Consider the following 20,731-nt stretch of genomic DNA (forward strand, 5'->3'; position numbering starts at 1 on the left):
CGACTCCGCCCCGCCTACGTGTCTGGGCAACAGACATCTCAGCTTTCCATCGACATCGAACCGGCTTCAGCGCGGGCCTTCGTGGCCATGCCTGCGCCCCTCCCTGCTCTCCCTAGGCACCTATCCACCCTCACATCCACAGGCACACGCCATGAACGTCAACGTTCTGCTCGAAGACGATTTCCCGCCCGAAGATGACGATCAGCCCCGCATTCGCCCGTCGATTTATCTGGCTGAACTGATGCTCGCCGACGCGATTCCACCGGCCATGCAGCGCGATCTCACGCGGAAGCGGAGCATCGTCATCATCCTCGAAGCTCCCTCCAAAGGCTGGTTCGAACTCCTTCAGACCAGCGTCCGTTTCGACTTCCGGCCGGCCGAGCTCATCACCAGGGAGGAGAAGCTCAACAAGAACGCCGCGCTAACACAGAACCACGCACTGCGGACGTCGATCGAGGTCGGCCACTCCCTTGTTGCCATGGTGACCGACGCCGAAACGCAGCTGTCTCCCGAACTCATCGCGGCAGCCGATTATCGGGTCCGCATCCCCTGCCCCACGAACGCCCAGCTGAAAGCCACACTTCGGGCCTTCTACGGCAACAAGCGCATCGGCAAGCTACCGCCCGACATCGGGACCAAACTCCACGCCAGCGTTATCTTCTCGGCAATGCGCCCCGGTGAAAACGCGGGCCGCGCTGTCGCTCGCCTCACCGAGCTGGATCGGCGCATCCGGCTCGGCCTCGCGTCGAACTCCAGCGATGCCAGCAGGCCCTCTCTTTCAGAACTAACCGGCTACGGCGCGGCCAAGGATTGGGGCCTGGCGCTTGCCCGAGACCTCCAGGCCTATCGCCGCGGCGAGATTGCCTGGGCAGAGCTCAGCACCGCCGCTCTCCTTCATGGTGCACCCGGCACTGGAAAAACTCTGTTTGCCGGTGCTCTCGCGCGGTCGTGCAGCATCCCCTTCATCACCACGTCGCTTGGGCAGCTCTTCGCCAGCACCGACGGCTACCTGAGCTCGCTGATCAAGGCCCTGGACCAGATCTTCAAAAGCGCGCGAGAGCAGGCCCCGAGCGTTCTCTTCATCGACGAGATCGACGCAATTCCGAACCGGGCGAGCCTCGACAGCCGCCACCGTCAATACTGGTCAAGCTTGGTCACGCATTTGCTCAAGCTGCTCGACGAGGCCCGCCATGGCGTTATCGTCGTTGCGGCGACCAACATGATCAGTCACCTCGATACCGCCCTGACCCGGGCCGGGCGCCTCGAACTCCATTTCGAGATCAAGCCGCCCACGGCCAACGAACTCATAGGCGTCTTTCGCTTCCATCTTGCCAGCCGCCTCTCCGAGCCGGAACTCATTGCGCTCGCTCAGCTCGCCCAGGGTTCGACTGGAGCGGATATCGCCTTCCGCTCCAAGGTCGCCATCTCCGATGCGCGCCGCGCCGATCGTCCACTTACCTTCCAGGACGTTGCAGCCCAATTCCTGAAGGACGATGTGGATGGAGCGGACCTTCGCCGCATCGCGATCCACGAAGCCGGGCACGCAGTCGCTGCACTCGCGCTCGGCCGCCATGTCGACCACGCCTCGACGGTCTCAACAGGCGTGCGAGCCGGCGGGATCCTGACAGACGGGGTTGGCGGCATCGGCACCAGACAGCGCCTTGATGACCAGGTCGTCATCATGCTCGCCGGCAGGGCCGCCGAAATCCTGATGCTCGGCGAAGGCTCCTCCGGCTGCCATGTCGACCTTGCGCTTGCGACGACCTATGCCTGCGCCATCCATGGATCTTTCGGTCTCGGCGCCGCCCTTCTTCAGCGCGCGCCCGCCAACGACGCGGCGCGAGCTCTCGCAGATCCCAGGTTCCGCGAGCAGATCGAAGCCGAGCTCCACATCCTCGACGAACGCTGCATGAAGCTGTTGTCCGACCATCGGCGCCAACTCATGGACATCGCCGACGCGCTGGAGCAGAGGCGCACCTTGAGCGGCGACGAACTCCGTAAACTCTTCGCATGCCCCCCGAGGAACTCGCCGCCCTCAACCGCGCGATCGTCCGGCTCCTCGATCGCTGGCAGGTCGACGACGCAACTGGCGCTCGCATCCTCGCCCTCGACCCGCAGGCCTATGACGCCTGGCGCCGCGGCGAGCTCTCTGTGTTCGACGGCGACCTCAAGCTGCGGTGCATCCTGTTGCTCCACATCCATGTCCAGCTCCGCGCTCTCTTCGTGGATCGGAGACGCGGATACGCCTGGATGCGCCGGCGCAATGATGCCTTCGGCCAGGCACCATTGAGAATGCTCGCCAGCGGCCGGCTGAGCGACCTCGTGCGCCTCCATGCCTACCTCACCGCCGAACCCTGGTGAGCAATCCACGAACCAGCGAGACTGGAGTCCACAAAGCGATGCTTACCACTCCGATTGAGTCCCTGATCAAGGCCATCGCGCGGCTTGAAATCTACGAGTCGCTAAAAACGCAGCACCGCCCGCATAATCCATTCTGGAGTGTTTCTTCGCCAGAAGATGCAGAATTCTCGGTAAAACCAACCCGGAAAGCTGAGAAATCGGGCCTGCCTCAGGAACCTCGGCGGAAGCGATAATCCCCGTCCACCGAAAACAGTTTTATGGATTTGAATCGAAAATCAGTTTCGAGTAATTTCTGACGGTACCCAACGAGGAACCGCACGAGATGGCTCTCCCGCGAGCATATCAGGTCAGGATGAGGAGCGCGCTTGCAGCGCTCGGCCCGACCTGTGCCGGGATCGGCGAGCGGCATAGCCAGGCTCGATCCGGCTGATCTGAAGCCCCGCCAGGGGCATCCCGACCATCATCAGAATGCATTCTTGACCGCTGGAAGCCTGTGCGCTTCGCGGTCCCAGAGGACCTGTACCATGCGCATCCATCATCTCGTCGCGAAGCTGATCGCCATCCTCAACAAGACGAACGCGAGCATCGCCGCGGCCAAACCCGAAACTCTGCCCCGGCTCAAGGAAGGAGCGGCGCGCGCCATCCCACCGAATGCGATGGCCGAGACAACGCCGACATGGGCGCCGAAGCTGCGCGTTGTCGGCTACGCTCGGCGGTCGAGCGCGAAGGAGTTCAACGACTCGGTCGAACGACAGGAGAAGTTGATCAACGATGTGGCTGTCGCCCGACGCGGTCGCATCGTCGATCACATGTACGTCGATGAGAAAGGCGGCGGACGCACCATGGAGCGCCCCGCTCTGCAGCGATTGCTTGAGGACGCCAGGAACGGTGAGATCGACATCGTCATCGTCGAGCATCAGGACCGCCTCGCGCGAAGCCTCAGCGTCATCAACGAGCTCGAAGATCTGTTGAAGCTCCACGGTGTCACGCTGATGGTCGGCTGGCAGAACCGCTTCGCATAGCTCCGCCCCTGCCCTGCGAGGAGCCTCAGCCAATGCCGATCCCGGAGACACACAAGATCAGGACCAGGAGCGCCCTGGCAGCGTTCGGCCCGACCTGTGCCGGGATCTGCGAGCGGCACGGCCAGGCCCGATCCCGCTGATCTGAAGCCCCGCCCCCAGGGGCATTCCCCCAATCAACCGATGTCAGTTTCGACCGCTGGAAGTCTGTGAGCTTCGCGGTCCCAGAGGACCTGTATTATGCGTAGCCTTCATCCTGTCGAAAAGCTGTTCGACACCTTCAATGAAGCCGGTGCGAGCGCCGCACCGGCCAAACCCGCCCCGCTCGACGTAGCGGATGCGGTGGCCCGCCATGCGCCGACGAGCGCAGCCGCTCCGCCGCATGTCATGGCTCAGCCCCCAGTTGCGGCTCCCGGCTTGCCCGAGACCTTCTATGAGCGCCACAGCACCAATGTGGACACGGCGGAGCCGAAGCGGAAGAACCGCGTCGTCGGCTATGCGCGTCGTTCGAGCGCCAAGGAGTACAACGACTCAATCGATCGCCAGGAGCGGCTGATCAATGACGTGGCCATGGCCCAATGCGGGCGTGTCGTCGACGAAATGTATGTCGACGAGCACTTCAGCGGACGGACCTGGGAGCGCCCCGCCTTGAAGCGGCTCCTCGAGGACGCAAAGAACGGCGAGTTCGACGTCGTCATCATCGAGGATATCGACCGGCTCGCGCGCGATGTCCGCATTACGAGCCAGATCAAGTACCTCTTCAAGCTCTACGGCGTGACGCTGATGAGCTGGCATGCCCGCGGCCCCGTTAACAATGCCGACATTGCGTTCCGCAGCTGGTATTCGGCTGAGCAGCTTGAAGCCCTGGCTAAAAACGTAGCTCACGGGACGCGAACCGCCATCGAGAAGGGGCTCGGCGTTGCGCAGATGCCGATCGGCTACAAGAAGGTTCCGGGGAACCGCGGTGTCTGGATCGTCGACGAGGAACTCCGTCCGCTAATTGTCCAGGCGTTTCAGGACCGGCTCGACGGCCTCCTTCTGCATGAGATCGCCACGAAGTTGGCGAGTCATCCGCTCACTGCAACCCGGAGCTGGAATGTCGTCAGGGTCCGTCGGTTTCTGACCAATCCGAAATATCGCGGGCTGCACGTCTGGGGCCGAACCAACCGACGTCTCAATCCGGAACTCGGATACAGCGTCTCGGAGCAGACCGGACCGAGCGACTGGGTCCATGTCGATCCAAGGCATACCGCGCACTGGCAGATCGTCACCCCAGAAATGTGGAATGCGGTCTACAAGACAGTGAGCAAACACTATAGCAGGCCGACCAAGCGGCCACTCAGCGCGCTGAATGGCGTCGAGGTGACGTGCGGACATTGCGACACCGCGATGAAGTGGCGGTACCACAATTACGATGACCAGTGGCATGTGTTTTGCCCAAAACGCTGCATCGCATTCGCGCCCTTCGCTCGCGACGTTGAAGCTTGCGTTCTGAAGGCTGCTCGGAAGGTCCTTGCCGATCCGGAACTCGAAGGAATCTATCGAGAGGCCTTCGAAAAGCAGCGCCTTGTCATCACGGCGGAAGTGGAGGCCAAGCGAACGGCTTTGGCGAAACGCCTGATCGAGTTGACTGCATTGCTCGACAGACTGTTCGACCAGGTCGTCGTGCAAGGCTTTCCAGCTGAGCAGGTTGCCGAACAGCGCAGCAAGGCGACCGAGGAACGCGAGGTCATCAAGCGCGCTCTGGCGGCACTGCCGGTCGCGCCTCCGGCAATCGAAGACGACGCCCGAAACACCCTGGTCAAAGCGTACGACATGATCGTCGAACGCCGCCACCGGCCCGACTTGGCAGACGATCCTGCCCAGGTGGAGCTTTACATCCATGCCTATGCGGCGGTTCGGCGGATGATCGGAACGGTCCGGATCAAGAGCGTCTTCGCAAGCCGTGCCTTCGAAGTCGAGACCACTTTGAAGGTGAACGCGATCTTCCATCGCACCAGCTACGGAGAAAGCCCGGTCGCCCAACGTGTGTTCAGCGATCTGATCGAGGGCGTGATACCGTATTTCAAGGGCGTGATCCCCGGTCGCTTGAAGGAGGCGGTTGCTACCGGTCTGTATGACGCCACGGACGAGCAGTTCGAGGCCGTCCTCCCGTTCATGCCGGAAAGCGTACTCAAGCAATTAAAGAGGTACGGATCGAACCCCAGGCTTGCGGTCAATCAGCTGTTCATCATGGGGCGCACCAACATGCCTTACGGATACCTTGATCCAGGCAGATGCCGGGAATATCCACGTCGCGGCCGCGGGATGGCCATTAAAGCGTGTCTGAAGGGAGGTGTTTGGGTGAGGATCTGCGAGGTGCTCGACAAGCAGTTTCCCGAGCTCGCCTGGAAAATGCATCGCGACATTCGCGCCTTTTATGATTACAACCGCAAAGAGTAAAGGCGCATGGAGTGCGCTCGATTGAACAAGGGCGAGGCCTAGATGGCCTTGCCCTTTTTGTTTGCGCCGGGCTTGCGACCAGGCCGCACCCGGTTCGGGTCGTTCAAGTCCGGCATCTTCCAGCCATCGGGGATAGCCACGTCGGCCGGCCAGAAAAAGCTGTCCAGGTTGAGCAGCTTGCCCGAGGCTGCCCGGTTGTACATCAGGCGGTACAGAAGCGCGTTCGAGACGGTTCCGCGATTCGGATGAACCTTGTGGATTTCCGGGGCTGCCATCGGCTGACCTTCGCGGAGAATGATATTCACCGCCTCCTTGATCCAACGATTGTTGCGCTGGCGCGCCGTCGCGTCTGCCGGATCGCTCGCATCTTCGTTATCAGGCGCGCCGGTTGCGCCATTATCTCGCAGAATCTCCAGATAATGGACGATTCCAGCCTTCTTTCGGGCCAACCCCAGAAGCTGCATCTCGACATCGCGCAGCTCCTTTTCGGCGAAGGCGATGGCCTGCTCTTTATCGAGTTCGGTCATGATTTGTACTCCGTACTGGATCATTGAGTCGGTGGACGAGCAAAATACGTTATTGCTCAAATCCATAAAACAGAGTTTCTTGATCGTCATCTGCAACCCATGGAGACGACAGATGTCGACCTTCTCGCCGGCCCTTGCGGCCATCCTCGCCGACTGCCACGACGACGCACCGAACGCTCGCCTTTCCAAGGCCACAACGACCGTGGCTCTCGCCGATCTCGACTACATCGGGCTCGTCACTCGCATGCCCGTGAACTGCCCAGCGCCGCTCCCTGAAGGCGTGACCGCCCTCACGACCCTCGCCGAAATCCTCGAAGAAGATTATGCGGGCATCCAGAACGTCACGGACAATGATCCCAGCTTCGCTATGGATCTTCAGGACCGCCGCACCGCCTTCGCCGGCAACCTCTACCACGTCATTACCCCGACGCGGTTCCTGGCCAGCCTCAAGCGAATGCGCTTCAGCGAAATTGCGGTTTACCGTCGCCTGAAGCAAAATCCGTTGCGTCACAACCGGCTGCTGCTCGCGACCGTTGCCAGCCACTACGGCCTGCCGATCGTCAGCTCGAACCGCTACTACGTCCACCTGCGCCGCGACATTCCGCTGCCTGCGGGCGTGTTCGATCCGGTAACGGGTGAATGGGCCCTGCGCCCCACCAACCTGACGGACGCCCCTCCGCTGGATTAATCCAGTGAAATCCATCGGCCCCTCTCCAGGCCGCGGGCTCCCTGCCCGCGACCTTTCTGTATCCGCCGTCTCGCACTGGCCGCCCGAGACGCTGCAGGCCCGCACAGCCCCCGCGCTGGCCCACTGAGCCGACCGCCGGGCATCCACACCGGTCAAGCACGAGACGCTGGCACCGCCACGCTCATATCCGACCCGATACCCAAAACCACGCATCGGAAACTCCACTTCAATGGGGCCGTCGTATTTTCGCGCCCCCTCTTGTGGATATACACCTATAGTATCCGATTGCCCCCTTCAAGTATTTTTTTGATAAACCCGGGGATATCCGCCTGCTGCGTTTTTTGCGATTCCGATGCTGCCCCTCAAGGGTCAGCACCGGAATCGCAATTTTCCCACCATGTCTAAACAATTGTTTTTGCTTTCGATTTTCCGATACTTAAAATTCTAGCTATTTTTTTGGCCCAGAACACGCGATTGGCGAACCGCGAAACTGACTAGCGCGACCGGAAAAACCGACTATCGCAGGCCTGCGCCGGATCCCCGCAGTTATCGGCCTATCGTATATTTTAGAATACCGCGCCGATATAGACATAAAATCGCGAAAATCAATACGCTGACAATGCCATAAAATGGCGATTCTCTTTGAATAATAGAGTATAAGTTCAAATAATAATGAAATCTGCTTAGGCTTATCGTTACCCTCAAGCTTAAGGCTGCCACGCTCTTTTCGGCCCCCATTCATCGCAGGTTGCGAGGCCCGAAGCCTTCGCATCAGACTGAGCCGCCCCATGTCATCGAGCGCCTCGAAGCTGGATTGCCGCAATGACCGATTTCTTCATCAACTACACGAGCGCGGACAGCCAGTGGGCGGAGTGGATTGCCTACGTCCTCGAGGAGAGAAGCTTCAAGACAATAATTCAGGCTTGGTACTTCATACCTGGCAGCAACTTCGTGCTGGAAATGCAGCGCGCAACGTCCCAGGCTGACCGGACAGTTCTGGTGCTCTCCCCCGACTATCTGCGCTCCGGAATGGCATCTTCGGAATGGGCACGCGCGTTCAACCGTGATCCCGAGGGACTGGAGCGCAAGCTGCTTCCGGTTATGGTCAGGCGTTGTGAGCCAGACGGCCTGCTCGCATCGATCGTTCAGGTTCGGATAGATGCCATGGACGAAGATGCAGCCCGTGACGCCGTGCTGGCGAGCGCAAGCCGGGCGCGCGCAAAACCTTCTGGGCCACCTCCGTTCCCTGGACACCCGCCAGTTCCGGATCGCAGGCAATTTCCAGGCGCCGGGCGACCGCCTGAGCGGCGCAATAAGACCGTTCTGCCGAAAGTCAGGACGCCTCTCACGGTCCCGACCGCCGAAGGTTTTCCAAAGCGGCTTTCGTCGCGATCCGGCGCATCTTTGGTGAGAACTTGGATGAGGCGGTAGCTGAGAATGTCAGGCTGGATTCCGACATCACCGATGCGACGGCGACCGATTTCCGAGCGAAACCGTTTTCTGGACGGCGTCAGCAAGGGGACATGCCGGACTTGGCTCGGCGGCATGATGGGGCCTAACAACATATGCTTTGCCGAGGGGCGTTTGGGGATGGCTGCAGCGAGATTTTAGCACCCTCGATGGACGGCGATCAGTTGGCGCTATCGGCATCGATGGCAATCGGCATGTCAGATTTCGAGCGTACTGCAAACATGCAGGCGCTCTCTCCCGAGCAGGCGGCGGAGTACCTCTGGCGCCGCTTCAATCGGGCGTTTCGATTTTGTGACTGAGCCAGTTCGCCCGTAGCGACCGCGCGTCGAGGACAGCACGGCGCCCAAAGCGATTTGTAACCGGCAGCATGCCTCGACACCTGTTACCTGCTACCCGGAGTATGCTCATCAGAGCGCCTAGCAGATCGCCGGTGACCAAGGATTAAGCCGTTCTTAGCAAGGATCATCTAGCTCCTCCTTGAGGTGCCGATGATCCTGACACTGCCTTATGCGTACAGCTTACGCTGTCTTGAACGCCGAAAGGCCGGAGAACGAATTCAGATCGTTCGGTCGCAAGTTGCCGTAAAAATCGCTAGCGCCCCTGGTGAGGCTATCACCGCCGTCGGTCTCGAACATGATCTCGATGGAATGATGCAGTTGTATCTGTCTTACGGCGGCAAGCTTTTCGTCAGAGCGACCTACCGCCAGGGATACACGTCGGTCAAAGCGGAGGATTTTCAGCGGCTGGTGGATCGGATACCCTGTCGTCAGCGCCCGGCTGATTGGAATGAACGGGAATTTCCGAAGCCGCGAGGAAGCCCGCTTTCCTGGAACAATTTCGACGGCGTACATCGGATTGATGCGCTTACGATCAGAAAGCGGATTGATGACGATCAGCAGGCACGCGAGGCTGAAGCGTCGACGTTTTACGCAAGCGCGCTGCTGCATGTCGGCGATGGCATTCTGATGCAGGTGCCAGAACCGGTGTGGCGCATCTTGGAGCAGCCCACCGGTGTGTGGAAGATCGAGCTTGATCGCGGCCCTTCTCCGAGGAAGGCAGAATATGAATTCGCCGTCACAAGCAGACGCAGAGCGCACGAGTTCATCACTCGGGTGCTGGGCGGGCGTGTCGATGGCGTGAACGTGCCCCATTCCCTGGAAAAACATGCTCTTGGTGGCGAGAACGACATCGTCGCGGTAGCGCAAAGGATCATTCAGGAACTCGATTTGAACGGCGAGTTCAGCGCGCAGGCAGCAGCTGACTCTCGCGAGCTCGCGATCCTGTCAGCCGACGAGCTCGTGAAGCGGCGGCCCCAATGGCTAGCAGGATCAGCATTGCCCTCGAACGACCAGCTTCGTCTTCGCTGGCTATTTGAGCGAGAGAAACTTGATAGTGAGGGCTGGTGGCTCGACTACCTGGCGTCATGCTCTGAACTTGACGAGTTGCCCCTCGCATAGAGGGCAATCCGCCATTCGGCTCGCCATCCATGACGTTGACTATGCCGCCGTAGAACTCGAAATACTGGGCGGTCAGGTCCATCACGCGGCCATCTCGCGCTTCGGCTTGCCGGTCTCGGCGGATTTGACCGCGCCAAGCCGCTCCTCGCTCGCCCGCACCCGACGCCCGATCTCGACGAGGATGCGGCCCCGTTCGGAGGGACGCATGTCGCGCCAGGCCGGAAAGGGGCGCTGAGCGGCCGTCATGGCGGCATCGACATCCGCCCCGCCGCTGTCTGCAGCGCGACGCGAGAGGCGTCCGGTACGTGGATCGGCGTGATCGAGATAACGACCGGCCTGCGGCTCCACGATCCGGCCGTCGATGAAATTGTCGGTGACCGTCATCATGCGGCTTCCTTTCGACTCGCGCTCGCGAGGCGGTTCTCACCGCTCCTCCCGCCCAGTTCGCGTAGGGCGTGTTCTTGGCCATGCGTCTATTCCAGTCGGGGGCGCCATCGTCCCACCAAACCGGGCCGCGTTCGCCGAGCGCCACCTTCGCGGCATCGACGGCCGCTCGGGCCGCCGCCATGTCGCCATCGCCGCGCTTGGCGTCCTTGACCGCTCGACGAGCATCCATGAGTGCGGAGACGAAGCGGTGACGGCGGTCCTCGGGAATGGACGGGTCGGTTGAGCGCCACAGCCTGCCGGCGACCAGAGTGGTCGGATGCGAGCGCCCGCTCATGCCGCCCCTACGACCGGAAGTTCGTCGAGCCGCGTCGTGTACCGCGGAGACCGCATCTCGAACTTCGTGATCCATTTCGAACGCCGTTGCGCGACGCCTGCCGCCGCCGGAAAGACAACGCCGCGACCGTGCCGCCTGTTGCAGGCATCTAGGGCTTCCATCAGTCGATCGCTCCTCTCGCGATCGAACGCCCCGATCAGGGCGCGCTGCGAGCCATCGAGCGGCACGAGGTCGACCGTCATCAGCCCAGCCTTGGCGTAGCGGTATCCCGGCTTCCAGATTCGGCGGGCGCCCCACTTGGCGGCGCGGACCAGTACGAGCGTGTCGTCGGTTGCCTCGGGGAAGTCGACCGTGGTCGAGACCGATCTGGCCTGTCCGCCGTCGTGTGGCGAGGTATGATAGAAGATGGTGACGTGGTCCGCCGCGAGGCGGTGGTGGCGCAGCTTCTCGCCGAGGCGCGTGGCATGCGCGGCTAGCCGCGCTTGAATCTCGCGAGCGGAGCGGGAAACGCGAGGTCCCTTCTGGGCAAGGGTGCTCAGAAAAAACCAGCGCCCCGAAGAGTAAGCCTAGAGGCGCTGGCCGCGAGCAAGGTCATCGAAGTCGTCGGCTCACTTCTTCAGGCGAGTGAGCGTATCCGGGCTTCTCGGTCCCACTGCCGTGTGCGAGCAGCTTCCACAAAGGCTGCTGGGTCGTCGCTCAACGCAACGATACCTTCATCGACAAAGACGCTGGCTTTTTCCAGCAGCGGCCTGGCTTGGGAGCTACAGCCTATCGCCTTGAGATGGCCAAAGGCGTCTTTGGTGAAGTCAAGCGCGGCGGCATCATCAAGCAGTTCTTTACAGCCTTCCTCGGACACGATGAGCGCGACTGCGTCGAAAATCACCGAAGGGCTCCCGGCCAACTGACCATCGGCCTTTAGCCTGCCGCCCTTCTCCAACGAAACGCCGCCTATCTTGGGCGCAACGATCTTGGTCTTGCCACCGTCCGTTTCGACTGCCTTCTTGAGTGCGTCGATCATCTCGCCATCGGCGCCGTCGGTAACGAGGATGCCGACAGTCCGACCCTCCAGGGTCTGCGGGTACTTTCCGATGATACGAAGGGCCGGCGACGCCTCCATATCCTTTGGGGCGACAGCGGGCTGAGAAGCGGTCGGCAGCGGCATCCCCAAACCATCGGCGACCCGCTTGGCCAAGGTTTCGTCGACATTCCGCAGATTGGCAAGCATGCGCACCCGCACATGCTCCAGCGCGACCTTCGACAACTCGAAAACCAGAGCGCTGGCGATGTGGGCCTGTTCAATCTCGGTCTGCGAGTTAAAAAACAGCCGAGCATGTGAATAGTGGTCGGCGAAGCTCTCGGCGCGGAGCCGGACCTTCGGGCCATCCAGGTCCTTAGCAAATGTTCGAAAGCCACCCCGTGGGTCTTCACGGGGGCCGCCCTCCTCGCCCGCTTCATTCAAGCTGTTAGGCTCGTAGTTGGCGCGGCCGGTGAAGACCTGCGTCTGCATTTGGCCGTCGCGCTGGAGGTTTTGGAAAGGGCAGCCCTTCGCTCGATTGATCGGGATCTGGTGGAAATTGACCGTTCCCAAACGCGAGAGCTGCGTGTCCTGATAGGAAAACAACCTCCCCTGCAGCAGCGGGTCCTCGGAAACGTCAATGCCGGGCGGCATATTGGTGGGAAGAAACGCGGCTTGCTCGGTTTCGGCGAAGAAGTTGTCCGGGTTCCGATTGAGGACCATTCGGCCCACCATCCGGACTGGCACCAGTTCTTCCGGGATCAGCTTGGTTGCGTCCAGAATGTCGAAGGGCAGTGCATCAGCATCCTTCTGACTTAGGAGCTGAACCCCGAATTCCCATTCGGGAAAGTCGCCCGTGGCAATCGCTTCATACAGGTCGCGACGGTGATAGTCGGGGTCGGCACCTGCAATCTTGACTGCCTCATCCCAGCAGGTCGATTGCGTCCCAAGCTTGGGACGCCAATGAAACTTGACAAACGTAGCTTCGTCACGGTCGTTCAGCAGGCGAAACGTGTTGACGCCGAAACCTTCCATCATGCGGTAAGATCGGGGGATCGCACGGTCCGACATCGCCCACATGATCATGTGCGTTGCTTCAGGCATGAGGCTGACGAAATCCCAGAACGTGTCATGGGCGCTCGCCGCCTGCGGATAGCCGCGATCGGCTTCCATTTTGACCGCGTGAATCAGGTCAGGGAATTTGATCGCGTCCTGGATGAAGAATACCGGGATGTTGTTGCCAACGAGATCCCAGTTGCCGTCCTTCGTATAGAATTTGACCGCGAAGCCCCGAACGTCCCGTGGCGTGTCGACCGATCCGGCGCCACCCGCCACGGTCGAAAAGCGGGTGAAGACCTCGGTTTTTGCTCCGACTTCGGTCAGGATCCTGGCGCGGGTGAATTCCTCCAGCGATTCCGTGAGCTCGAAAAAGCCATGGGCCGCAGACCCCCGGGCGTGCACGATTCTCTCGGGAATGCGCTCGTGATCGAAGTGCTGGATCTTTTCGCGCAGCACGAAGTCCTCAAGGAGGCTCGGACCTCGTTCGCCGGCCCGGAGCGAGTTCTGGTTGTCGCTGACGGGCACGCCATGGTTCGTCGTAATCCGCTGTTCAGGCCCCGCTGCGGTCTGATGCGTTTCGCCGCCATTTCCCGGGTTCGGTTGCTTGGGTTCCTTCATCAGCCAATCTCCCTGAACTGCAGCGTTCGGCGGAGCCAGAAGCGGCACCGCCCCACTGGCCAATTCAACGCTGCCCGACGCCTGCCGTTCCCGCTATCATCTCGCCGATTGGCTTTCCTTGGCCGGGCCGGGAAACTCCTGAGGTCCCATACCTCGCCTGCGTCATCCTCGACCGTCCGATCGCCCTTATGTTTGATCGGCCCGCACAAACGCGTTCCGCAGCAATTGCTTCAGTTGCTGCATGACAAGCGCCCCTACAACTGGACGAGATGGCAGACTTCCCTGCGCAGACGCCGGCACAGATCACGCAACGAGCAGCTTTCGCCCCGGCAAGCCATCTCGACAGCTCTTTCGAGCGTGGTCGGAGCCCAAACTGGAGCGACATACGAGAATTCGCTTGATCTGCGCGAGGGATACGAATTGGCTTGGTCTAGCCTCGACCATGGGTCGCATAAGGAATCGGAACGGTCCAACCAATCACGCAGCGGCGCCGTAAGCAGACAATCATTTGCCGGTTATCCCGGCGCGGGCTTGCTATCGCTCGAGATCAACCAGCTTGACCTTGATCGTCACCTCCAAGCCATCGGAACCCCAGTTGTAGGCCATGGTTGCGCCGAGCTGAGAACGCGCAGCTCTTTCGACGAGCACGCTGCCAAAACCAGATGAGACGGGAGGTTCGACCACCAAGGGGCCACCACTCTCTTGCCATGTCAGATGAAGGCACGCCTGATCGGCAACCAGGGAAATCCGCACGGCTCCATTCTCGGCCGAAAGTGCGCCGTATTTTACGGCGTTCGTCGCCAGTTCGTGGAAAACCAGGGCCAACGAGGTTGCAGCGTTCGGGCCCACTATCGCGTCGTTGCCTTCAATAACGACCCGTTGGCCCTGACTTCCTTGATAGGGTTCGAGCAGACGCGAGAGCAGCGACTTCAGCCCTCCTTCGCCAACTTCCTTCTTGGCAACAAAGGCATGCGCCCGATGCAAGGATTGGAGCCGGCTTTCGAGCTTCTCAGCGAAGACCTTGTTGGCGGGCTCGAACCTAGCCGCCATTCGAACGAGGCTGTTGACCACGGTAAAGATGTTGGCGATGCGGTGCGAAAGCTCGCGAGCGATCAGCTCGCGTTGCTCCTCGGCGCGCCTGCGAGCGGTGATATCGATATGTGCTCCAATCAGACGCAGAGCTGCCCCCAACTCGTCACGTGTGATCTCAGCTTTCGCGAGAATCCAGCGCGTCTGGCCGTCGCTTGGTCGGATGATCCGATACTCGACCTCATACTCCGTCGCCGGCCCGTTCACTGTCGTGAGAAAATGGCTCAGAACGCGCTCGCGGTCTTCCGGATGGATGCGTGCCACCCAAGCTTCATGAGATTCATGAGTCGCATCGGGCGGAAGGCCGTGCACGGCTAGGTATTCGGGCGAGCGTACGTTCTTGAACCTATTGCCACGTAGGTCGACCTCCAGGCCACCAATCTGGCCGATCCGTTGAATGCGAGCGAATTCTGCTTGCCGGGCCCGGAGGCTGCGCTCGGCGGTTTGGTTCGTATCGTTCGACATGTGGTCCCGATCGCGCTCTCAGCAGCCTAATCGCTTACCTCCCTTCTCGGCAAAGTCATAAGACACATCCAGCGTTCCATTCCGCCCCCGCAGTCGCAACATCCGCAAGTCAAGGACCAGAGAGCGAACTGGAAGATGTATCTGCCGGGCGCGCGGCCGGAACCGGGCGTAGGCTGGGCCGTTGAGGCTTTGGGGGAAACAATGGAGGCACCCATGCGTGATGGCCAAGGAAACAAGCTTTCTCCAGAGGAGCAGCAGCGCACGACGTCGATCCAAGGCGCGCCTGACAAGGATTCGCTGAAGAAGGTTTCCATCAACCCGGATGCCGACAAGGATACGGGCGAGGCCGACAAGCCCCGCGAGAAGCTCCCGGATATGCCCGCAGCCGGGGTCGGGGAATAGGTTCAACTCTGTGGATAGCTTCCCCCAAATGGCCCGACAGCTCGCCAAAAGACAGTACGCCACAGAAGCGGAGATGCCGCGCTACGGCGAAATTCGGACAGCCGAAGAGCGTAAGACCGCAGTCTCTCTGATCCAGCATTTGTCAGGTGCGCCTGAAGATTGCGCAGACGAAGTCAGGCTGGACATGCTCGCCACGGCCGTTGAAACGTGGGACGTAAAGCGCGCGCAACAACGCAAAGCCGGATAACTTCGGGCGCTAGGTCGCACATCCTGCTCATGCTCGGCCGGGATGCGACGCGCGAAGCCGCCTTTCGTTCGAACTCGACCTCGCCGGCCTGCCAAATGGGGGATCAAATGGCCGGCGACGCCGATATGAGCCGTGAAGAGATGGTGGTGCGCATCGCGATGCTGGAAGGAATTGTCTTTGCGCTCATCGAAGAACGTGCGCGCGAGGCGGGCGGATTATCGGACCTCAGGCTTCTCGCCCAGCGGATCGGGGCAGCCGTCAACGAGCGCGCGGCCTGTATGCCTCCGGAGATGAAGGATGGTGTGCAGGCTCACTTCGCCTTCCTCCTCGAAATTTTGGAAGATCGAGTTGCGTCCGCCCCCACGGCGAGTACGGCAACCAGCTGATCACACCGCGATCTCAGGCTGGATAATTAGGCTGCAACCTGCCGCCGTCATCCGCTCATCGTACGCGTCGACGTGCGTCGAAAAGAGATCCCCATCCAGCTCTGAGAGGCCAAAGCCCCGCGCGGCACGGTAACCGGCACATCCGCAGCTCGCCCGATCGGCAGGGAGTAGCGAGGCTCCCTCCGACGGCGTGAGAGAGGCGAGTGGACACGAGCAGCACAGTGTCGCCGAGTGCATTGGCCACGCGCCGGCGCCACCTACTGATAGACGCGGACCATCGGGTTGTGCGGCCATATTATTAGCGCGACTCTGGCTCGACGCCGGGGGCGCGCCGTTCAGGCCTGCTCGCCTTGTATCCGATCGCCGGGTGATTAGAGAACAATAGCCCAGCTCCCGCGTTGGTACCCGACAAAATTGGGAGACTATCGTGCTCAGAATCCTTCTCCTCGGCGCAGCCGGCTATGTGCTTGCGACACGCCCCGATCTTCGCGCTCGCCTCATCAATGCAGCGCGTGACCTGATGGACCGCAGGGCCGTCAGGTAACTGGCAAGACGGCGCCAGCCGTGCGGGCGTTTTGACGTACGGGCGAAAGAAGTCCTGTAGCCCCCCGCCCCTTGGGCGGAGGGCCTCTGACACGAGGCCAGGACTAGGCGCATCCGGATACTTCCGGAAATTCACGGCTCGCGTTTGAAGCGTCAGAGCTTCAGGACGTCACTGGCGTCGTTGGTTGCACTCGATGCACCCGCCAGAATGTGTGGCGCGCTATGCCGCGCATCATGGGCACGATTGAGGCGTCGTAGCCCTGCGAACGACAGCTAGACGCAGAAGGCGCCCGGCAGTTCCGGACTGAAACATTTTGCAACGTTCACCCTCCCAAGCACGTCGGACCAAGGGCGGGAACCCGCGCACCTGGCAAAGGTTGCTCCTCCTGGAGGATGCGCCGAATGACGACGTCGAGCTCGCCTCTCATCGCCGAGTGGTCGCTACCGCCGAACACAACCCTCGGATCTTCGGTCAGATCGTTCAGCATTGAGCGGGAAATTCGCCGTCGCCTCCCATGGCCGGTGAGAAAATTCGTGCACGTTCAAGGCAACGTCGTGCACCTGCGCATGCCCCCTGACGGCATGGAGCTCTTCACGTCGACATCCCAGCAGGTCGAGAAAGCCATGGAAGGGAGCGCCACCTGGCCAGTCCTGCCGAGCGAGCTCGAAGATATTCTGGGAATCTCTTCGCGCGAACGTCACAAGTGGATGAAGGCAGGTCGTCTGCAGAGTGCCGGGACCAGGACCATCAAGCTCAGAGGACGCGCAAAAGCAGTCACCTTTCACGTCTTCGACCCACAGCACATCGAGGACATTCTTGATCGTGACCTGCCTGCGATCTGGCGCGAAGAGGATGCTGATGCCAGCTCGGACAATCGCCGGCGCGCCGCAGCGAAAGCCCGGCTCACCCGACAGCGCAAAGGCAAGCGATACGATGATGGTGCCTCCGAGGACGCAGATCCCAGCGTTGAACTCGAAGGCTGGGACGCTTTCGCGGCCGAAGATCTGCTGCGTTAATAGATCATCAGGAATTAGCCACCCAAATAGGAGTTTGCGGTTGGGTTCCCATCACGCCGACCAACCGCTTCGTGATTTGCATTTTCGATCCGATCTGCGATTCTTTTACTTCGCACAAAGGAACGAATTCATGATGGGCTTCTCCAACCGGCTGCGCCCCTACAACCCGATCACTCAGACCCTCGATCGCATTATTGAGGCAGAACGCCTCGATGCAGAAGCGCGAGCCGCTCGCGCGGCGCGGCGCAAATCGCGCGGGGATGTCGCCGCAACCCCAGGCCCTGCGACTGGTCCCGAACGCTGAGTTTCTGGCCCGCCGACCAATCCAAAAGGAACATTACCAGCAGGGTGCAGTTCTTCGAGCACAGGGATAGCGAGGGGAAACCTTCGGCTTCACCGCGCACGAAGGAACATCCAATGCTTAGGAATGCCCTCTTTGCCGCCGGGCTTGTTCTGTTGCCGGCGACCGCCATGGCCCAAAATCAGGGCCAGCCTAATGGCTTGCCGGACCCCCCGTCCATCCGCAGCGAACTTGCGCCGCGCTTCAAGCAGTATGTGGTTACGCAGCGCCCCACATCGTACGCTTACGCTGAGCCTCTCGCCGTCGGCACCGTGCTTCCGCAGCAGGGCGTTGTGTACCGCGAGGTGCCAGCCGAGTACGGCGTCAGCGGCTACCGATATTCCGTCGTGAACAATCGTACGGTCCTGGTGGACCCAAATACCCGTCGTGTCGTCCAGATTATCGACTGACGAGGCGCGCAACACGCGCTGAATAATCCAGCTCTAGGCCCGCTCCTTTTGGAGTGGGTCTTTAGCCTCGAGAGGCCGCGATGCCAGACGCGAGCGCTCTGGCGGCCGGTCACGGGAACTTTCCGAACCCAAGTCGGGTTGTGAGATTTGGCGCCGGAGCTCCGGCAGGGCCACCAGCCGGAGTTCTCCATGGGCATCATTTGGACGGTTATCATCGGATTTGTCGCCGGCGTCCTCGCCAAATTCCTGTCGCCAGGAGGGAATGAGCCGTCCGGTTTCATCCTCACAACGGTCCTAGGCATCGTAGGAGCCTTCGTGGCGACATTTCTGGGTCAGGCTCTGGGCTGGTATCGGCCTGGTGAGGGAGCGGGCCTCATCGGGGCGGTAATCGGTGCTGTGCTGGTGCTGATGGTGTGGTCGATGATGAGCCGCCGCAGCGCCTAAACTCAACGTTGGGAGGCGAACTCATGAGCAACGAAAATGGATTTCCGTCGATGACGGCTCTGCTCGGCCTGCTTGCGGTTGCGGGCTACCAGAACCGCGACAAGCTCGCGGAGTGGTTCGGTGGCGGTCAACAAGGCAAGCCGCCGCAGGACGCGCCAGCTGGCCTGGACAACGTCATGACAAGCAATCAGCAATCTACCTCAGGTGGCATCGGCGGGCTGCTCGGCAATGGCATTCAAGAGTTGATCGAGCGCTTCAAACAGGCCGGCCGCGGCGACGCTGCCGATTCATGGGTCCGCTCCGGCCCCAACCAGCAGATCGAGACCAATGACCTTGAGCAGGCTATCGGGCCTGACATCATGGATCGTCTCGCTTCTCAAACCGGTCTCAGCAGGGAGGAGATATTGGCTAGGCTCTCGAAGCAACTTCCGGAGGCTGTCGATCGCTACACCCCGGAGGGCAGAATTCCGGTTTAGCCCTGGCGAGAAGCCGCATGCAGATCGACGAGAATGCGCTCGAGGCCGCGCGCTTGGCCTATTTGAGGGCGAGATATCCTGACGACCCTAACCAGGGCATACGCCCGCTAATGCGCGCGGCACTCCTCGCTTACGAAGCGGCCAAGCCAAAGGAGTCGGAGGGGCTTCAAAAGGCGGCCGAGGCTTGCCCGACCATTATCAAAGCAGGCCAGAAGCTGACCGAGGACCGAGTGAGCGGCACGGTCATTGTCGGCTGCTACGGCGAAGTGCCAGCATCAGAGTTCAAACGCTTGGCCAGCCTGCTCTCTCCGTCAGAAAACGAGTGATCCGCAGGCTGGGAAGATCGAGTCTTCACGACATGGTTTTCGCCTGTTCGGATCGCGGCGAGCATTGACCTTGTTCAAGCGGTAGCGCTGCATCGAGGATACGTGTCACCAGGGGAACGTCTTCGCCCTCTGCGCGAACCGATACCACCGACCGAGCTTTTTTGTGCTCGCTGGCGTGCCTTTCAGCGTCGGTTTCCGGCACGCCGGAATCCATTAGCGCACCCAGCACCCCTCCCGCTAGCGCCCCGGTCACTGCCCCCGACAGAAACCATCCTGTCGCGATGATCGGGCCGACGCCAGGGATTGTGAGCGCGCCGACCCTCCTCGAGTATGTCGCCGAGGAGCGCCGTCGCTCGGCTGAATACGAAGGCCGGAGCGTCTTTAGCTGGGAAGGGTCCGATGCGACGCGAATGGAAAATCGACGGTGAACCGCCGGCGACTCGCACCGCATTTGGCCCGGGACAGGCTTGGCGACGTGGTCACAGACCGCGCCTACCGGCACGTGGCAATGCGCATGATGCTCTCTCGTTTTCTGAGGAACGGGTTCCGTCGGAGTTCGTTGAATGGGTACGCCCACCTCACGCTGAAAAGGAAACGACCATGGGTTGGTTCTCCAAGGACATTGCAACGATGGATGATCTCTTCGTTCACACGCTGCGCGACATCTATTACGCAGAGCATCAGATCAAGAAGGCGCTGCCTGATATGATCACGAAGGCCACGAGCCCGGAGCTGAAGGCGGGTTTCCAAACCCATCTAAGAGAAACGGAAGAACACATCCAACGCCTGAAGCAAGTCTTTAGGCAGCATGGCGTAGAGGAAAAGGGCGTGACTTGCCCCGCCATCGACGGCATCCTCGAGGAAGCCAATGACGTTGCCGGTGAGGTCGACGACAAGCGGGTGCTTGACGCCGCCCTGATCGCCGCAGCGCAGGCGGTCGAGCACTACGAGATTACGCGCTATGGCACGCTGGTGGCGTGGGCCAAGCAGCTCGGCCGCGAAGACTGCGCGGCATTGCTTCAGGCCAATCTCGACGAGGAGGCCGCCACTGACAAGAAGCTGACGGAGCTCGCTAACAGCGGCATCAACCGGAAGGCTGCCTGACTGTCAGCGCTCCCGATGTGCGACGGGAGCGCATCCCCACATCACTTAGCTGTCACGGCACTCCAGCCCTTTCCGATTTAGCTGATAGTCCTCGCGGGAACGGCC

20 protein-coding genes and 2 pseudogenes are annotated in these 20,731 nt (G+C 61.0%); 16 read left to right on the forward strand and 6 right to left on the reverse strand.

The annotated features are described in order from the left end of the window. Window positions 1-151: 151 nt before the first annotated feature. From DK26_RS01120 to DK26_RS01130, 3 genes are all read left to right on the forward strand, one after another. Complete coding sequence (locus DK26_RS01120; protein WP_066467500.1) at window positions 152-2,290, forward strand: AAA family ATPase; 2,139 nt, start codon at window positions 152-154, stop codon at window positions 2,288-2,290. Window positions 2,291-2,885: 595 nt separating this feature from the next. Next, a complete protein-coding gene (locus DK26_RS01125) occupies window positions 2,886-3,383 on the forward strand; it encodes a recombinase family protein (protein WP_066467502.1) in 498 nt (165 codons plus the stop codon). 237 nt (window positions 3,384-3,620) lie between these two features. Next, window positions 3,621-5,822, forward strand: a complete 2,202-nt coding sequence (locus tag DK26_RS01130; RefSeq protein ID WP_066467504.1) for a recombinase family protein — start codon at window positions 3,621-3,623, stop codon at window positions 5,820-5,822. A 38-nt stretch (window positions 5,823-5,860) separates the two neighbouring features. Here the strand turns inward: DK26_RS01130 and DK26_RS01135 are convergent, their stop codons facing one another. Next, entirely contained in the window at window positions 5,861-6,349 is a 489-nt protein-coding gene (locus DK26_RS01135; RefSeq protein ID WP_066467505.1) for a hypothetical protein, read from the reverse strand. Window positions 6,350-6,461: 112 nt separating this feature from the next. Here DK26_RS01135 and DK26_RS01140 point away from each other — a divergent pair, with 112 nt between their 5' ends. From DK26_RS01140 to DK26_RS29245, 4 genes are all read left to right on the forward strand, one after another. Beyond that, complete coding sequence (locus DK26_RS01140) at window positions 6,462-7,037, forward strand: hypothetical protein (RefSeq protein ID WP_066467506.1); 576 nt, start codon at window positions 6,462-6,464, stop codon at window positions 7,035-7,037. Window positions 7,038-7,859: 822 nt separating this feature from the next. Then, the gene (locus tag DK26_RS28360; protein WP_083532887.1) at window positions 7,860-8,468 is read left to right on the forward strand and encodes a toll/interleukin-1 receptor domain-containing protein; all 609 of its coding nucleotides are present in this window, start codon (window positions 7,860-7,862) and stop codon (window positions 8,466-8,468) included. A 188-nt stretch (window positions 8,469-8,656) separates the two neighbouring features. Beyond that, complete coding sequence (locus DK26_RS28825) at window positions 8,657-8,806, forward strand: hypothetical protein (RefSeq protein WP_157089447.1); 150 nt, start codon at window positions 8,657-8,659, stop codon at window positions 8,804-8,806. A 189-nt stretch (window positions 8,807-8,995) separates the two neighbouring features. Further along, on the forward strand, window positions 8,996-9,964 hold the full coding sequence (locus tag DK26_RS29245; RefSeq protein ID WP_198162257.1) for a hypothetical protein: 969 nt from the start codon (window positions 8,996-8,998) through the stop codon (window positions 9,962-9,964). 81 nt (window positions 9,965-10,045) lie between these two features. On the opposite strand, the gene DK26_RS29250 is transcribed toward DK26_RS29245, so the two are convergent. The 5 genes and pseudogenes from DK26_RS29250 to DK26_RS01165 all read right to left on the reverse strand — a co-directional run bounded on the left by DK26_RS29250 (window position 10,046) and on the right by DK26_RS01165 (window position 14,931). Continuing rightward, window positions 10,046-10,351 carry an aldehyde dehydrogenase family protein gene (locus DK26_RS29250; RefSeq protein ID WP_066467509.1) on the reverse strand — a complete coding sequence of 102 codons (306 nt, stop codon included), beginning with the start codon at window positions 10,349-10,351 and terminating at the stop codon, window positions 10,046-10,048. 52 nt (window positions 10,352-10,403) lie between these two features. After that, window positions 10,404-10,685 (reverse strand): annotated as a pseudogene (locus DK26_RS29555) (hypothetical protein); the annotation flags it as partial. After that, a pseudogene (locus DK26_RS01155) lies at window positions 10,682-11,176 on the reverse strand (DUF4113 domain-containing protein); the annotation flags it as partial. The pseudogenes DK26_RS29555 and DK26_RS01155, both read right to left, overlap by 4 nt. Before the next feature lie 125 nt (window positions 11,177-11,301). Continuing rightward, a complete protein-coding gene (locus DK26_RS01160) occupies window positions 11,302-13,377 on the reverse strand; it encodes a catalase (protein ID WP_066467512.1) in 2,076 nt (691 codons plus the stop codon). A 534-nt stretch (window positions 13,378-13,911) separates the two neighbouring features. Continuing rightward, a complete protein-coding gene (locus DK26_RS01165; RefSeq protein WP_066467513.1) occupies window positions 13,912-14,931 on the reverse strand; it encodes an HWE histidine kinase domain-containing protein in 1,020 nt (339 codons plus the stop codon). A 213-nt stretch (window positions 14,932-15,144) separates the two neighbouring features. Between DK26_RS01165 and DK26_RS01170 the strand changes: the two genes are divergently transcribed. The 9 genes from DK26_RS01170 to DK26_RS01210 all read left to right on the forward strand — a co-directional run bounded on the left by DK26_RS01170 (window position 15,145) and on the right by DK26_RS01210 (window position 20,626). Beyond that, window positions 15,145-15,333 carry a hypothetical protein gene (locus DK26_RS01170; protein WP_066467514.1) on the forward strand — a complete coding sequence of 63 codons (189 nt, stop codon included), beginning with the start codon at window positions 15,145-15,147 and terminating at the stop codon, window positions 15,331-15,333. 276 nt (window positions 15,334-15,609) lie between these two features. Further along, window positions 15,610-15,966, forward strand: a complete 357-nt coding sequence (locus tag DK26_RS01180) for a hypothetical protein (protein ID WP_066467518.1) — start codon at window positions 15,610-15,612, stop codon at window positions 15,964-15,966. Window positions 15,967-16,911: 945 nt separating this feature from the next. Next, on the forward strand, window positions 16,912-17,526 hold the full coding sequence (locus DK26_RS01185) for a hypothetical protein (RefSeq protein ID WP_248309837.1): 615 nt from the start codon (window positions 16,912-16,914) through the stop codon (window positions 17,524-17,526). A 40-nt stretch (window positions 17,527-17,566) separates the two neighbouring features. Further along, complete coding sequence (locus tag DK26_RS28830; RefSeq protein WP_157089449.1) at window positions 17,567-17,830, forward strand: hypothetical protein; 264 nt, start codon at window positions 17,567-17,569, stop codon at window positions 17,828-17,830. A gap of 44 nt (window positions 17,831-17,874) precedes the next feature. Further along, window positions 17,875-18,276, forward strand: coding sequence for a DUF1236 domain-containing protein (locus tag DK26_RS01190; RefSeq protein WP_248309838.1), 402 nt, complete (start codon window positions 17,875-17,877; stop codon window positions 18,274-18,276). 189 nt (window positions 18,277-18,465) lie between these two features. Then, window positions 18,466-18,720, forward strand: coding sequence for a GlsB/YeaQ/YmgE family stress response membrane protein (locus tag DK26_RS01195; RefSeq protein WP_066467690.1), 255 nt, complete (start codon window positions 18,466-18,468; stop codon window positions 18,718-18,720). Window positions 18,721-18,743: 23 nt separating this feature from the next. Further along, on the forward strand, window positions 18,744-19,196 hold the full coding sequence (locus DK26_RS01200) for a YidB family protein (RefSeq protein ID WP_066467528.1): 453 nt from the start codon (window positions 18,744-18,746) through the stop codon (window positions 19,194-19,196). Between the two features lie 17 nt (window positions 19,197-19,213). Further along, window positions 19,214-19,522, forward strand: coding sequence for a hypothetical protein (locus DK26_RS01205; protein WP_066467529.1), 309 nt, complete (start codon window positions 19,214-19,216; stop codon window positions 19,520-19,522). Between the two features lie 600 nt (window positions 19,523-20,122). Further along, complete coding sequence (locus DK26_RS01210) at window positions 20,123-20,626, forward strand: ferritin-like domain-containing protein (RefSeq protein WP_066467530.1); 504 nt, start codon at window positions 20,123-20,125, stop codon at window positions 20,624-20,626. Window positions 20,627-20,731: the final 105 nt, after the last annotated feature.

The sequence above is a fragment of the Allobosea sp. WAO genome (genome assembly GCF_001509835.1).
Taxonomy (GTDB): domain Bacteria; phylum Pseudomonadota; class Alphaproteobacteria; order Rhizobiales; family Beijerinckiaceae; genus Allobosea.